10 protein-coding genes are annotated in these 13808 nt (G+C 56.1%); all 10 read right to left on the bottom strand.

What is annotated here, in order from left to right; genetic code table 11:
• Positions 1-8 precede the first annotated feature (8 nt).
• Positions 9-2861, bottom strand: coding sequence for a right-handed parallel beta-helix repeat-containing protein (locus tag SCARR_RS22340; protein ID WP_136063853.1), 2853 nt, complete (start codon positions 2859-2861; stop codon positions 9-11).
• Between the two features lie 49 nt (positions 2862-2910).
• Positions 2911-4440, bottom strand: coding sequence for an alpha-L-fucosidase (locus SCARR_RS22335; protein WP_222846406.1), 1530 nt, complete (start codon positions 4438-4440; stop codon positions 2911-2913).
• 45 nt (positions 4441-4485) lie between these two features.
• The gene (locus tag SCARR_RS22330) at positions 4486-5862 is read right to left on the bottom strand and encodes a sulfatase-like hydrolase/transferase (RefSeq protein WP_168433537.1); all 1377 of its coding nucleotides are present in this window, start codon (positions 5860-5862) and stop codon (positions 4486-4488) included.
• A gap of 66 nt (positions 5863-5928) precedes the next feature.
• Positions 5929-6825 (bottom strand): family 16 glycosylhydrolase, encoded by an 897-nt coding sequence (locus tag SCARR_RS22325; protein WP_136063851.1) that lies wholly within the window; start codon positions 6823-6825, stop codon positions 5929-5931.
• Positions 6826-6836: 11 nt separating this feature from the next.
• Entirely contained in the window at positions 6837-8462 is a 1626-nt protein-coding gene (locus tag SCARR_RS22320) for a sulfatase family protein (protein WP_136063850.1), read from the bottom strand.
• A 1-nt stretch (position 8463) separates the two neighbouring features.
• Positions 8464-9225, bottom strand: coding sequence for a family 16 glycosylhydrolase (locus SCARR_RS22315; protein ID WP_168433536.1), 762 nt, complete (start codon positions 9223-9225; stop codon positions 8464-8466).
• A gap of 95 nt (positions 9226-9320) precedes the next feature.
• A complete protein-coding gene (locus tag SCARR_RS22310; protein WP_222846405.1) occupies positions 9321-10793 on the bottom strand; it encodes a sulfatase family protein in 1473 nt (490 codons plus the stop codon).
• Between the two features lie 159 nt (positions 10794-10952).
• Positions 10953-11246: a helix-turn-helix domain-containing protein gene (locus SCARR_RS22305; protein WP_222846404.1), complete on the bottom strand. Its 294-nt coding sequence runs from the start codon at positions 11244-11246 to the stop codon at positions 10953-10955.
• The gene (locus tag SCARR_RS22300) at positions 11239-11571 is read right to left on the bottom strand and encodes a type II toxin-antitoxin system RelE/ParE family toxin (protein ID WP_168433535.1); all 333 of its coding nucleotides are present in this window, start codon (positions 11569-11571) and stop codon (positions 11239-11241) included. The genes SCARR_RS22305 and SCARR_RS22300 overlap by 8 nt, the downstream gene beginning before the upstream one ends.
• A 74-nt stretch (positions 11572-11645) precedes the next feature.
• On the bottom strand, positions 11646-13787 hold the full coding sequence (locus SCARR_RS22295) for a beta-N-acetylhexosaminidase family protein (RefSeq protein ID WP_136063845.1): 2142 nt from the start codon (positions 13785-13787) through the stop codon (positions 11646-11648).
• Positions 13788-13808: the final 21 nt, after the last annotated feature.

Genomic DNA, 13808 nt, shown 5'->3' with positions numbered 1-13808 from the left:
ATTTATGCCTACTCCCACTCAACCCGCACTCGATAGAACGACTGCGTTTCGGAATTCATTTGCGTGAAAGCGTAGTCGCCTTTCCCGGCCTCCAACGTTCCACTTGCCGCATCGACAGGCTTCCAGACATCGGAAGTGGTCAGCACCGGCTTTTGCTCAAGGATGTACACACGGTTCGATATAATCCACGGTTCCGAAACAATCACCTCGGGCACATTGGTGCTCACACCAGCGCTGATGGTAAAGACCGCGTTGGTGCCATCCATATCGGTTCCGATCAGATATTCCTGGTCATTCAACATACCGTCCAGATCCAAATCGCCTGTTCCATCGGCAGCATTATCCGGATCCAGTCCGACCGCGGTTTCAGCGACATCCGGAATCCCGTCGAAATCCGTGTCGATATCATCACCAAAGAAGCGCATGTACAGATTGTCTATGCTGTACATATCGCTCTTCGCTCCACTCTGAGAATTCAATGTTCCGTCATCGTCTCGATGGAGGTATACGCCTATCAGGCTGTTGGTGCTTACCCCCGCCGCCTGCAGCTCGTTCGAAGATATCGACAGTGTGAAAGAACCCGTCTGCCCAGCGATGGGCGAAACCAGTTCGCCTACGGTTATCTCTTTAATGATGGGGAGCAGCAGAGCGCCGGTTGAAGGATCAAGTTCAGCTACGCCGACGATCACTCCATAGTTATTGGAAAAAATCGTCTCGACTTTCCAATCGCCCGAGAATTCATAATCGCGAGCCGGATCCCAGGTTTGAGAACTGTTGTATTGCAGCTGCACTTCATCATAACCAAAGCCAAGCTGTATTTTCTCGTCGGGCTGATCTGTCACCGATGCATCCTGACTTTCAGCACTCCAAGTTGCGTTGGTGTCAAGATACCATGTATTGAGCGGAAAGGGTGCGACCGCATTTGCAGGATTCGGTCTGGTGGAAAAATCTTCGTTCAGGATTACATAATCCGGGAAAGGCGGCGTAGACGGAGGAGTTACCAGCTCAACAACACTGGATGCGCCTACAACGTCGGATGCATCCCGAAACGTAATGGTGTAGGTATAGGGCGTGTTCGGAAGCAACCCACTGTCCGTATAATACGTATCCGACTGCCAACCGGAGTCGTCGCCTCCATAATTCCCGGTCGTTTCCTCAAAAAAGTATTCAGCTCCGGCTGGCCCCGACACAGCCGCCATTGCAGCCGCTCCGTTGCTTCCGGAGATTGGAAATCCTTGAAAAGCTGAACCCAATATGGTCGACACGCCGCCCCCGACTTCCACCGCCCCGACATCCGGCAACCCCTGAATGGGGTTTCCGAAATAGTCATTGCTGACCGCCAAACCGATAGCCATGCCGATGGCATCACCGGGAATCATCGGGATCGCAATGCCCCGCCCTTCCACAAAGGCGCCGGGCAAAGGAATATAATCTTCTGCCGTGAACCCGCCGGGATTCGGCAGATTCGGATTGCCATAGATCGGATCTCCTTCAGTAAAGATCCAATCCGGAAATATGCCGCCCCGTTGGTACAGGTTGTTGGTCCAGATAACCCCATTTTCTATCCCGGCCGGATAATCCGCCAGCCAAGGAGAAGTGCCGTCTTCCGCGTGACCGTCAATGTAAAACAGATTATTGGCAACCATGATCCCATCCGCGGATTCCTCGATCGAGAAGGAACACGGCTGATCTGCTGCAACGTAGATGGTGTTGTTGTAGATATAGCTGTCATACGGACCGGCGCGGTTGGTCGTTCCGTTATGTCCGCTGAACAGAAGAACATGGCCATCACCGACTCCCAATCCATTTTCGTTCGTACCCGCCCTGCGGGCCCCATCGTTGATGCTGATATTGTAGCGATAGGAGTTGTTGTAGTTGTTGCCCAGAATTTCGACAAAGCCCCCCTCGTTATCGACACTCAGGTTGTACTGCACCACAACGTCGCGACAGTTGAAGTCGATATGTATCCCACAGGAATCGTACCGGCCACGAGCATGCATAAATCTGTTTTTCTCAATGAGTACCCGCTCGCTGGTCCAGGGCCAGATACCGCTGCCGCGGCCATGCATGCGCGGATCGCTATACTGGCCGGATCCATCGACCGTATTGCCGCGGACCAGCAGATCCGTTGTTCTCAGCGGCACGATGGCCGGCCCGCCAATATCCTCCATGTAGTTGTTGATGATCTGCACCTCGTCAAGCCAGTTGATATCCATAGCCTTGTAGCCGACGTTGCGTATGTCGCACTCTTCGATCCTGATGTTTGCAGCAATAGAGTCGCTTCTTCCAGCTACGCGTATCCCCGTTCCAAGGTAGGTGGTCGGATTGTGTCCTTCACTGGCGCTGTCGGTTTCCGGGTAGATCGTGTGAATAGTAAGATTGCTTGCCGTGATGCTGTCAGTCTGCTGGCCCGAGCCCGTATCGGCCAACAGGCCGTAACGCTTCTTCGAGTCGGAGCCGTCTACGGTTGCGCCTCCGTCGGCCGTAAGTTCCAGATCCATCACATCGATATAGCTGCAGCCTTGCAGACGTACACAGGCCAGATAACCGGCCGCATCAATCACGGGCTTGGAACCGGCTCCATAGGTTGCAATCTGAACTGGATTGGATCCTGCGCCGCTGACTTCTATCAGCTCCAACTTGCCTGTATACGTATCGCCGCGCTGCAATAAAATGCGATCTCCTGGCATATAGCTCTGGCTGCCGGCATGGCTGAGAGAAGCCCACGCCTGTGCAGGTGACGTTCCCGAGTTACTGTCACTGCCGCCGTCGGCATCGATGTAGTAGCTCACTGCCAAGCTGGTTGATGCAACCAAAACCCAGGTTGCGGCGGACACGATAAATAAAGAGAACCGGAACATATAAAAAACTCCATGAAGGAAGGCCGCCTTAAGGCGGGACTACGAACGGTCACTTCCAATGGGTAAACATATACGGCTCGTAGTTGAAGTTGTCTCCAAACTCTACGATGACCACATCCGTTACGTTACCCGCCTTGAGCTTTTCCGGGATAGTGATCTTAAGGACAGTGCCGTCAAACTCATAAGGCAGCGGATCGCCGGTGCGCATCAACGTTACCGCAACCGGCTTGCCGGCGCCGGAGAAGACGATCGGGCTCTGCGCGGTCGCTTGTTTTTTGTCGGCATGGAAGAACCAGACATTGTCACGGCAGGTGATCGGCACATTGCACAGCGCTGGCCACGGGCCGCCGCCGTTAATGCCAAAGACGGAGTTGCTGTTGGTTTCCATCCATTCGGCCATTTCGCCGAAAAGGCGGTAGGCATCGTCCTGCATACGGCCGTCCGGGCGCGGGCCGATATTGGCCAGCAGGTTGCCGCCCATGCAGCGCGCTTTCGCCAACTCCATCAGCACGGTGTCGGCGGGATAGACCTCCTCGCCCTTATGTTTGTCATAATGCCACGACCCTTTCTGGATGATGCTGTTGACCTCCCACCACCAGCCGTTTTCGAGCACCGGTTTGCGGATATATTGCGGCTGGGCCATGGCAAAGCCTTCCGCCGTGGCATGGTCGCCACTGGAAAAACCGCGGTTGTTGCAGACAATGCCCGGGCGCCATTTGCGGATTTTTTCGACCGGCGCACCGTGGCCGCCGTCGCCCCACCAGATGTCCGGACTAAACTTTTCAATTAGCTCTTTGACCTGGGATTCATTGAATTCCTCGTAGGCTTTCGTGAAGCTGGGCGGACGCTTCGGCAGGCTTTTCACAAACTCGCCCTTGTAGTTCATCAGGGTGCCAGGTGCCATGCTGAAATTCATATAGTCGCGCTCGAAATACCAGTCCATCCCGGAATAGTAGAGTCCGACCTTGATCTCGTTATCCCGGCAAGCCTTCACCCACGGCTCCACCAGGTCGCGCCCGCCCATGGTCTGGCGCACGCCAATCAACGCATAATCAGAATCCCACATGGCAAAACCGCCGTGGTGCTTCATCGTCATGACGGAATATTTAAAGCCCGCACGCGCGGCCGCGGACATCCATTTTTCCGGATCATAGTCGGTCGGATTCCAGCCATCTGTAGAAGCCCAAAGCTCGGTCTGCGGGTAGAAATCCTCTTTATCCGCCCGCCCCTGCGTCCAGCGGCCCGCCCACCCCTCTCCACTAGGCTCAAAAACGCTCGGCATGCCCCAGCAAAGAAACAGCCCAAGCCCCGCTTCCGGCCACCACTGCGCATCCGGATGCGTCGTTCGCGGCGTTTCCACATGCAACTTGCCGTTTTTCCACTCGTTCCACATCGGCCAATAATAAAACCGCTTGCCGTTGCGCTCTTCGATGCGCGGCTCGATTTTTGCGCCGGTAACGATATCGGTGTACGACGCCGCGCTTCCATCTTCGGCCTGCCCCGGGACATGCTGCCCGAAAGCCGCAAACGAAACCGATGCGCTCAACCCGAGCGCCATCCAATAGTTATATTGCTTCATGATCTTCTCCTAACCGGCATCGAACTCCGGCGTTTGAGGGCCGTTCTATTTTCGCTGGCCTTCGTATACTTTCTGGAGTTCCTTTTTGTGGTCGGGGAAATCCCAGAACTGATAGCGGATGTTGCTCTTGTTCCACTCGTCCCAATCGGCCTGAAGCCGAAGCACCCGGGCGGCGTTTTCAGGCGAGCTCATTAGATTGTTCTGTTCGCTGGGATCTTTGCTTAAGTCGTAGTGCTCCTTCAGATCGGACGTCCAGTCCGGACGCAGGAGCTTCGGGCCATCCTTGTTGATAATCGCCCAGGCCGCGCCGTCGCGCCGCCGGAAGAAAATGTTTTCGTGGGGAGCGCCCTTCTCTTCGCCGGCCAAAAAAGGAATCAGGTTTACGCCTTCCATGTTGCCGTGCTCCGCACCGGCCAGCGCAGCCACCGTCGGGGCAATGTCAATCGAGATCACCGGATACCCATACTGCTTGCCGGCCGGCAGACGCTTTGGCCAGCGGGCAACAAACGGCACATGTATGCCCCCCTCGCGAACCGAACCTTTGCCGTCCCGGAAAATCCCGTTATCCGTCACCTCTCCCGCATGCGGACCGCCGTTGTCGCTCAGGAAAAAGATCAGCGTGTCCTGCTCGAGGCCATGCTGCTCCAGCGTTTTCAGCACGCGTCCGATATCGTTGTCCATCTCCACGATCATGGCGGCATACGCGCGGCGAAGCTTGTTTTCGATGTGGCCCAGCGCATCAATCGACTCCTGCGGCGCCTGCCATGGCGCGTGCGGCGCATTGTAGGAGAGGTAGAGAAAAAACGGATCGGCCTTGCGCTGCTCGATAAACTCGATCGCATGGTCGGTGAGCTGATGGGTCAGATAGCCTTCGACGTTGGCAAATTTATGGTTATCGATCAGCGGCGCTTTGTATTCCTCGCCAATCTTGGTGGACTCGACTTCAAAATAGTCGTGTCCGCCGCCCGGCATGCCGAAGAAATAGTCGAACCCGCGGTTCAACGGATGGTGCACCTCGCTGAAACCCAGATGCCACTTTCCGATTAGGCCAGTTGCATAGCCGGCCTGCTGCAGGCGGGTGGCGATGGTGGTTTCGGAAGTCGGGAGCCCTGAACGTTGATCCAACGGCGCATAGGCCGGGTTGGTTTCAAAGCCAAAGCGCTGCTGGTAGCGGCCCGTCATCAGCCCCGCCCGCGTCGGGGCGCAAAAGCCGTGGCTGGCATAGCCGTTCACGCACTCAACGCCCTCTCGCGCCAGCCGGTCAATGTTCGGCGTTTTAAAATCGGTGCAGCCGGTAAAGCCCACATCCTGGTAGCCCAGATCGTCCGCCAAAATCACAATCACGTTGGGACGCTCCGCCGCCAACGCCGCGCCGCCGGCAAGAGCCGCGCTCAACAAAACCAAGTTCATCAAATAGTTCATAGGAAACCTCCCAACCCATTGCATCACTTTTTAACGGCGGCACGGATTACCGCCGCGCCCTTGCCGCTACTTCGCTTCGGTGGTTTTAACCAGCTTGTAGGACCGCACATAATCGTAGCGGGTGGTGTTGCGCGAGTCGTCGAGCAGCCCTTCTTTCGTGGGCAGCGTTTCCCAGTCGTAGATTTCGCAGACGAGGTTCACGAACATGGGCTGGTCGAACGGGGCCTTGTCCAAATCGGTCGGCGGCTCGATCGTTTGCACAAGCTTGCCATCGAGGTAAAACTTCATCGTGTTGGCATCCACCCACCAGCAGCCGTAGCGATGAAAGTTTTGATCCACATTTTCACCAATGTCGAACGACGCATCCTTCTTCACAACCGGACGCTCTCCATCCACCTTTGCGGCATTCAAAAAGGTCACATGCGTGTTGGCGCGGAACTGATGCTTGAATCCCGGCCAGCGCTTGGCATTGCCGATGCACTCCTGAATATCGAGTTCTGTGCGCTTGCCCGCCGCCTCGGCTTTATCTCGCGGATTCATCAGCCAGAACGTGGACGAGGTGGTCAGGCCCGACGCCTTCATGCGGGTTTCATAGTAGCCGTACCTTGCATCCTGGGCCTTCGACTGGATGGCGCCGCAGGCGACCCACCACTCGTTGCTCACGCCCTGCGGCGGATCGAGCACGGTGCATTTGATTTCCAGAAAACCATCCTTCACGCTCACCGAAGACGGCACAAACTTGCCCGGCACGCGGCCTTCCCAGCCGGGATAGGTGTCGTGCCATTTTTTCCGGTTGAGTTTTTTTCCGTCAAACTCGTCGCTGTAGTCCGTATTCAGCACCCACTTGTACCCTTCCGGCGCCTCTACCGGCGGGGGCGGAACGGATATGCGCGCGCCCATTGCGCAGGCTCCGGCAGCGGCGGCAAAAACAAACAGAGAAAGCGTCGTTATTTTATTCATCATGTACTCCTGAGTTACTCGGGTTTCAAATCAGCAAAGGTGCCCGGCACATCGGCCAGCAGTTTCTTCAGCTTGCCCTGCATCTTTTCCAGCTTGGCGGCATATTCGGGATTGCTGGCCAAGTTGGTGGTTTCGCGCGGATCGCGTTTGAGGTCGTAGAGCTGGTCCGGATCAAAATAATTCTTCACAAACGGAGCGGGCGGCCAGGTCATAATCTGGAAACGCTCCATAGCGTCCCCTCCTGGAGACATCCCCATCTGCAAATATTTCGCCTCTGGATCCAATGTCCATTTTTCTTTCGTCCACGGATGCTGCTTATAAATTTTTTCCATGTTTATCCGGTGCTCTTCCATCCGTTCCTCGAGAGGCCGGTTGGTATAGCTTTCCGGAACGCGGAAGGCCAGATACTTAAAATCGCCGCTGACCACCGCACGGGTCAGGCCGATTTCCAGGTAGAGCGAATCGCGCCATTCGGTTTTTTCGTTGCGGGCCAGCGGCATGATGCTTTTCCCGTCCAGATGCATCGTGGCAGGCGGAGCAATGCCGCACATTTCAAAAATGGTCGGGGCAATATCGATATTGGATACCAGTTCAGTGCGTTCGCCCGGCTGAACGACGCCGGGCAGATAGGCCAGCATCGGAACATGCGCGCCCCCCTGGTAGCAGGATCCTTTTCCACTGTCATCCGTACCGTTGTCGTTGAAGTAGAGAATAAGCGTATCGTCTTCCAACCCGAGGTCGGCGAGTTTCTGCTGCAGAGCACCAACCACATCATCGAGCCAGGTTGCGCCCCACAATTTTTCGTTGGTCACTCCGGCTTCTTTCGCCCGGCGAATCACATCTTCGCGTGAAGGCAGAATGCCGGTAATGGGCTCGTCCAGCAACCCGAGCGGAGAGAGGCGCGGATCCCCTTTAAGCGACTCATGCGGAAACGGCACATGCAGCAGCGTGGAGGCATAGTAGAGCACAAACGGTTCGTTCTTGTTCTGTTCGATAAAATCCAGCGCATGCTTGGTCTGCCATTCCACAGCATGCGTATTGCAACCGGTCTTGATCAACTGCTTGTCGTCGTTCGGATTTCCGGCATACACGCCGCCGACAAAATCGAAGCCCTTGTCCGCAATCCCCTTGCAGACGATTTCCTGGTTGTACCGAAGTACGGCTTTGGTTGCCGGATCGGACGGATCGCTGTTCGGCACCTGTTTCCGATGCCCGTATTTTGATCCGTGCCCGACATGCCATTTTCCAACCATGCCCGTCTTGTATCCGTTCTGCTGCATCACCTTGGCAAACGTCCATTCGTCGTCGCCGATGCCCATGTTCCACAGGACCTTGGTCATGCCCTCGGCACTGGTGCTTTCATGAAAGTTCTCCGTGTTGCAGCGGCTGGCATATTGCCCTGTCAGGCAGGAATAGCGGCTGGGCGAGCAGACGCTGCTCGACGCATAAGCATTGGAGAAATAGGCGCCCGTCTTTGCCAGCCGGTCTATATTCGGCGTGTGCGCCTTGCCTCGAATAAACCCGAACGAATCCATCTTCTGATCGTCCGTATACAACACAATGACGTTAGGCTTCCGCTCCGCCGCCTTGACCGCAAAACAGAGGCTCGCCAACACGGCTAAAATGATTTGTCGTTTCATATCAATATTCCTTCTGCCTCCAGGTGCGGACATAGTCGATTCTATACGACGCCGGCAGCGTCGCGTCGTCGGGCAGCGCGCCGAACCATTGGTTCGCTTCGATATTCAGGTTCATTTCCAACGGTTGGAAATAGTTGTCGTTATGCTTTTCACGGATTAGCTTTCCGTCGACATACCACCGGATGAAGGTCGGCGCCCACTCCATGCCGTACACATGGAAATCCTCGCTCATATTGAACCCCAGTTCGTGATGCGTGGGATCCACCAGATGGTTGTGCAACGTGCCGCTATAGTGCGGGCCTCGGAAATAGTGGGTGTTGGGCCGGAGCTGGGTGGCGTGTTGCTCAAGCCCCGCGGCCACCTCGACAATATCGATTTCCGACCACTCCTCGCGCCCGGCATGCGTCAGCCAGAAACAGCTGACCTGCGACGAATTCATCAGCTTGGCGCGCATTTCAAAATAACCAAACCGCGCCCGCTCCTTGCTGCGGACAAAGCCGGACAGGTGCGTAAAGGCCGACGGCATTTTCCGTTTCGCCGACTCCTCCGAATCAAAGGCCCAGATGTGCAGCAAGCCGTTCGACACCGCTACGCAGTCGGGATGAAACAGCGTCGGCGGGCGGCCGCTCCAGGTCGGGTTGTGGTCGTACCACTTTTTATGATCCAGCTTCTTGGCGTTGAACTCGTCGCTCATCGGCTCGAACGGCGCCCAGTCCCCGCCCTCCGGCGGCGCGGCAAGAGCAGAGGTTGCACACAGAACCATGCAGGCGGCAACCTGGAGGGGCGCACGCCGTGCGCCCGGGCGGAGAGGCCTCCGCCCCTCCATATGTACACTCGACTGTTGACCTGTTTTCAACATCACTGAATCACCCCCGGTTTGGTTTTCTGGGCTTTTTCCTGTAGCTGCTTGTGCAGCTCCTCATACAGCTTCAGGCGCTTCTGCTGATATTCCCCCGCCTGCAGCAGCACGTTGGCGGTGTTGCCCGCGTTCCAGTCGTTCCACAGCTTGACGAGCTCAGCGCGCTTTTCCGGAACCTGGCCGATAAGGTTGGTGGATTCGTAGGGGTCGTTGGCCATGTCGTAGAGCTGGGTTTCGGAGCCGCCCCAATTTTCCTGCAAATATTTTCCCGTTGGCGTGCGCACCGCCCAGCTGACGCCGTCGCGCACGCGCCAGAAAAGCGCATCGTGCGGCGTGCCGGATTTTTTGCCCGACAGATAAGGAGCCAGATTTACGCCTTCGAGCGGATGGCCCGAAGTGTCGCCGCCGCCGAGCGCCACCGCCGTGGCGGCGATATCGAGCGAAGAGATCAGCCCTTCAAAAGTTCCCGGCTTCTTGATACCCTTGGGCCAGTGGACGAAGAACGGCACGTGGCTGCCGCCTTCGAGCATGCTGCCCTTCCCCTTGCGGAACGGGCCGTTGTTCGACCAGTTTTCATTTTCGTGCCCCGGCTTGGAGGTTACGCCGCCGTTGTCGGACAGAAAAAAGATCAGGGTGTTGTCAAACTTGCCCGATTTTTTCAACGCATCCACCACCATGCCGATGCCTTGGTCCATTTCGTCGATCATCGCGGCATAGGTGCGACGCTGCTTGTTTTTGATGTGCTGGTATTTCTCGATCGTTTTCTTCGGCGCTTCGAGCGGACCGTGCGGCGCATTGTAGGCGAGGTAGAGGCAGAACGGCTTTTTGCTTTCGGCCACAAACTTGGCGGCTTCGCGGCTGAGCGCAGTCGTCAGGTATTCGTTAAACTCGCCGGCCTGGTTGTTGCGCATCAGCGGGAGATAGCAGCCTTCGTTGGCGCTGTAGTGCGGGGAGCCGTTTTCGAGCAGCAACGGATAAGCCGTGGTGGTGTTTTCCGGGAAATAGGAATGCCCGCCCGACAGGAAGCCGTAGAAATGGTCGAACCCGCGGCTGTTGGGGTGGTACGGCTGCGCCGCTCCCAAATGCCACTTGCCAATGATGCCCGTGCGGTAGCCGGCCTTCTGCATCCGCGTGCCGAACGTCTGTTCCGTGAGCGGCAGGCCGCTGTACAAATCGTACGGCGAATAGGTGACGTTGATCTCTAGGCCAAAGCGCGCCTGGTAGCGGCCGGTAACCAGCCCGGCACGCGACGGCCCGCAATACGGATGCGTCACATAACCATTACGGCAAACCATGCCGTTCGCAGCCAGCTGATCGAGCTGGGGCGTAAAGATTTCCTGCGACCCCGTAAACCCGACATCGCCGTAGCCCAAGTCATCCGCCAAAATCACCAGTATATTCGGCCTTTCAGCAGCGAAAGTATTTATTGAAACCGCCAAAGCCAGCGCCAGAACACCCATAAAACGTCGCATATCCATCTCCATTCTCCCTTCCCGACCCAACGGGAAACGCTATTTGTTTACATTAACACGATCTAATGTAAATAGATTTGCGACTACAAGCAACCTAGCCAATAGATGTAAAGCGATGGCCCCGCGAGAATGTGCGGAAATGTTGGGTGGGACTGGCGGTTAGACGACCTTAAGCTGTAGTTTTCCACCACATGCTTTGGCATAGCGGGAAAGCGTATCAACCGATACGTTTCCACCTCCCTCGATCCGAGAAACAACGCTCTGCGTTGTTCCCATTCTTTGCGCCACCTGCGCTTGGCTAAGATGCGCCTTGGTTCTGGCCTTGTGAAGTTCTTTAGCGATGGCGTATCCCACATCGAATGCCTCGGATACTTCCTGAAAAGCCGGTGTTTTCCGAATGGCCGTGGCCTGTTTTTCATGTGCTTTTCGCATTTTTTCCATTGAGCTATTCATCGTATTCACCTCGCTTAAGCATAGTCATGACTTTTAGCGCCTGCTTCATTTCCTTCAGCGGCGTTTTTTGGGTCTTCTTTACAAAAGCATGCACACCAATCACACAGTCCTTCTCTTGATAAAAATAAAGAACGCGGACCTGTCTTCCTCGGCGGAGCCGCATCTCAAAGAGCCCTTTATCCAGCTTCTTCCCATACGGTTCAACCAAGCGTCCATCCTGTTCCAGCTGCTCGACAATCTTGATGTATTCCGCCTGAACCCCATCCGGCTGTGCTTCAATAAACTGCCGAACCTTCTTTACCGCCATATATGATTTCTTGGCCATGACTATTTTCATATCGCATATATACAATATTCATACAAGGCGATTTTGCATCGCTTCAAACGAAAGGCCACAGCCTATTTCTTGTTTTTCCACGCCAGAGCGCTGGGCGGAAATTCGTTGTGCTTCGCCTCTTTAGCGATGCGGATATCGTCGATGGCCAATTCCAATAGCCGTCCATCCCTGTCGGTATAGCTGGTGCGGGCGAACAGCTGTTCGTTGTATTGCGACGAGGCGACGCCGGCATATTGCTTCCAATGGCCGGAGGCCACTTTCAAATGCTTCACGGCTTCGCGGCGGATTTTCTTTTCGCCTTCGACGCGGAAGCGGTGCAGCGCCGTCGCGCCGCGAATCTTATCGGCATAATATTGGCCGAGCCGAGCAAACGCTTCGAGGTCGCCATAGGTTTGGCGCAGCTCCTTGTTCGGCGGCGACGAAGCGCCGCTCTTCAGCACGGAAAGGCCGGCCAGCGTTTGCGCCGCCAACTGATCCAGCTCATTGGCCACGGCCAGCGGGCTCTTCAATTCCGGATTAGGACGCCGCACAAAGGCATCGATCGACTGCATGCCCTGCTCCGGCAGCGGTGCGAATTCGATGAAGTGGTTGACAGTATGATAGCCCTCTTTTTTGGAGGCGCAGATTTCGACCGACCACATATGGTCCCAGTCGCGCCAATGCCAGGTGTTGACGAGCGGGACGATTTTCGAGGCGGTCTGCCATGTGTCGTAGAGCGGTTCGCTTCCAACCATTGGAAAACGGTTGGCCAGCTGCTTTTCGAAAAAAGCGCGGTCGAGCGCCGGGTCGAAGCCAAGGCGGCCCCAAAGCATGAACTTGTACCAATGCTTGTCGATTTCGAGCTGGCGCGGCGAATCAGGCTCGATGCTGGTGAATTCGCGCCCCCAGACATAGCCGTCGGAGCCCATATGGTAGCCGGCCAGCAGCGGTTCAGGCGGCAGATTGCGCATGTATTCGCGGACATAATCCGGATCGCCCCAGCGGAAGCTGAAAATGTCGTCGTTGCGCAGGTTCATCCAGCACGAAAGGTTATACTTTTCGCAATCGGCCTGAAGCTGCTCCTTGAAAAAAGGCGGATTGGGAATGGAATAGAGCCGCGCCTTGGCATATTTGAAGCCGAGGCTGATTGGATCGGGATACTTCGAGATAAAGTCGTCCATCATAACGTCCATGCCGCTGTACCAAGTGCGGTGGATGAACTCGACCTCCCGGCCGGGCTGCTCGGCCTTGGCGTCGACGATGCCCTGCCCGTAGGTTTTCCACATCCATTTTTCGACCGCGTTTTGACCTTCGAGCTTGTTCTGCATGTGTTCGCCGCAGGTGATGCCGATGCCCTTGAGGTCGGGATAGGTCAGCACAAACTGCTTCACGCTTTCACGCATATAGGCAATCGTTGCTTCGTTGGTTTGCGAATGGCCGATGCCGTATTTGCCTTCGGCGCCGTGCACCCAAATATTCCAGGTGATGAAATAGATGTCGATGCCGCGCTCCTTGGCGTAGCGCATGACGTGCCTCCAAAACTCCACCTTATCGGCCATGGGCATGGTTTTAATGATCTCGTAGTTTTCCGGCGTCTGAAGATCGGCCTGCATGTATTGCGGCAGCATTTGGTCGTCGATTTTGTAGGTCGGAACAGCGACATCGTCGAGCGCAACATCGGGATAGTCTTCGAGCTGGAGCATGGCGGCAAACGGGTGGTTGCACCACAGCGTGAGCGTGTTGTAGCGGTGCTCCGCCATGCGGTCGAGAAAGCCATGCCAAAAGTCTTCGCTCCACACCTGCTCAATGTTCATGCGCGCGGAGGTGCCAGAGTCGTCGTAGCTCGGGCTACGCGCATCGAGCGGAATATTCATCTTCAGCCCGCGCCGTTTGATGAAAGGCTGGTTTTCAATGGAAAGCACCGATACATCTTCGCCAAAGCGCAGTCGCTCCGCCAGCTCCAGCCCGCCATACATCAACCCGCGCGCGTCGCCGCCGATCACCGTCAGCCCGCCGTTGGCCGGCCGGATGGCATAGCCCTGCTCCGGGAGCATTGGATCGATGCGCATCTTCAGGTTGGGAATCTTTGCCGGCGGTGCCGCTTCGCGGAGTTTTTGCGCGGCGAATTCGGCCTGCGGCACATTCACGGGTGCATGGATTTCTGCCGCCCAGGCAGACCAATACAACCCAATAACGAGCACCAGGAAATATGTCGGCCTTGTCATTTCATTCCCGCCCTACAGCCT

Source organism: Pontiella sulfatireligans (assembly GCF_900890705.1).
Lineage (GTDB): Bacteria > Verrucomicrobiota > Kiritimatiellia > Kiritimatiellales > Pontiellaceae > Pontiella > Pontiella sulfatireligans.
The sequence above is the reverse complement of the archived record's forward strand: the minus strand, read 5'-3'. Positions and strand labels throughout refer to the sequence as shown.

Excerpts from the sequence above, each read along its gene's own strand:
- SCARR_RS22340 (WP_136063853.1), bottom strand. The coding sequence starts at position 2,861 with ATGTTCCGGTTCTCTTTATTTATCGTGTCCGCCGCAACCTGGGTTTTG.
- SCARR_RS22335 (WP_222846406.1), bottom strand. The coding sequence starts at position 4,440 with ATGAAGCAATATAACTATTGGATGGCGCTCGGGTTGAGCGCATCGGTT.
- SCARR_RS22330 (WP_168433537.1), bottom strand. The coding sequence starts at position 5,862 with ATGAACTATTTGATGAACTTGGTTTTGTTGAGCGCGGCTCTTGCCGGC.
- SCARR_RS22325 (WP_136063851.1), bottom strand. The coding sequence starts at position 6,825 with ATGATGAATAAAATAACGACGCTTTCTCTGTTTGTTTTTGCCGCCGCT.
- SCARR_RS22320 (WP_136063850.1), bottom strand. The coding sequence starts at position 8,462 with ATGAAACGACAAATCATTTTAGCCGTGTTGGCGAGCCTCTGTTTTGCG.
- SCARR_RS22315 (WP_168433536.1), bottom strand. The coding sequence starts at position 9,225 with ATGGTTCTGTGTGCAACCTCTGCTCTTGCCGCGCCGCCGGAGGGCGGG.
- SCARR_RS22310 (WP_222846405.1), bottom strand. The coding sequence starts at position 10,793 with ATGCGACGTTTTATGGGTGTTCTGGCGCTGGCTTTGGCGGTTTCAATA.
- SCARR_RS22305 (WP_222846404.1), bottom strand. The coding sequence starts at position 11,246 with ATGAATAGCTCAATGGAAAAAATGCGAAAAGCACATGAAAAACAGGCC.
- SCARR_RS22300 (WP_168433535.1), bottom strand. The coding sequence starts at position 11,571 with ATGGCCAAGAAATCATATATGGCGGTAAAGAAGGTTCGGCAGTTTATT.
- SCARR_RS22295 (WP_136063845.1), bottom strand. The coding sequence starts at position 13,787 with ATGACAAGGCCGACATATTTCCTGGTGCTCGTTATTGGGTTGTATTGG.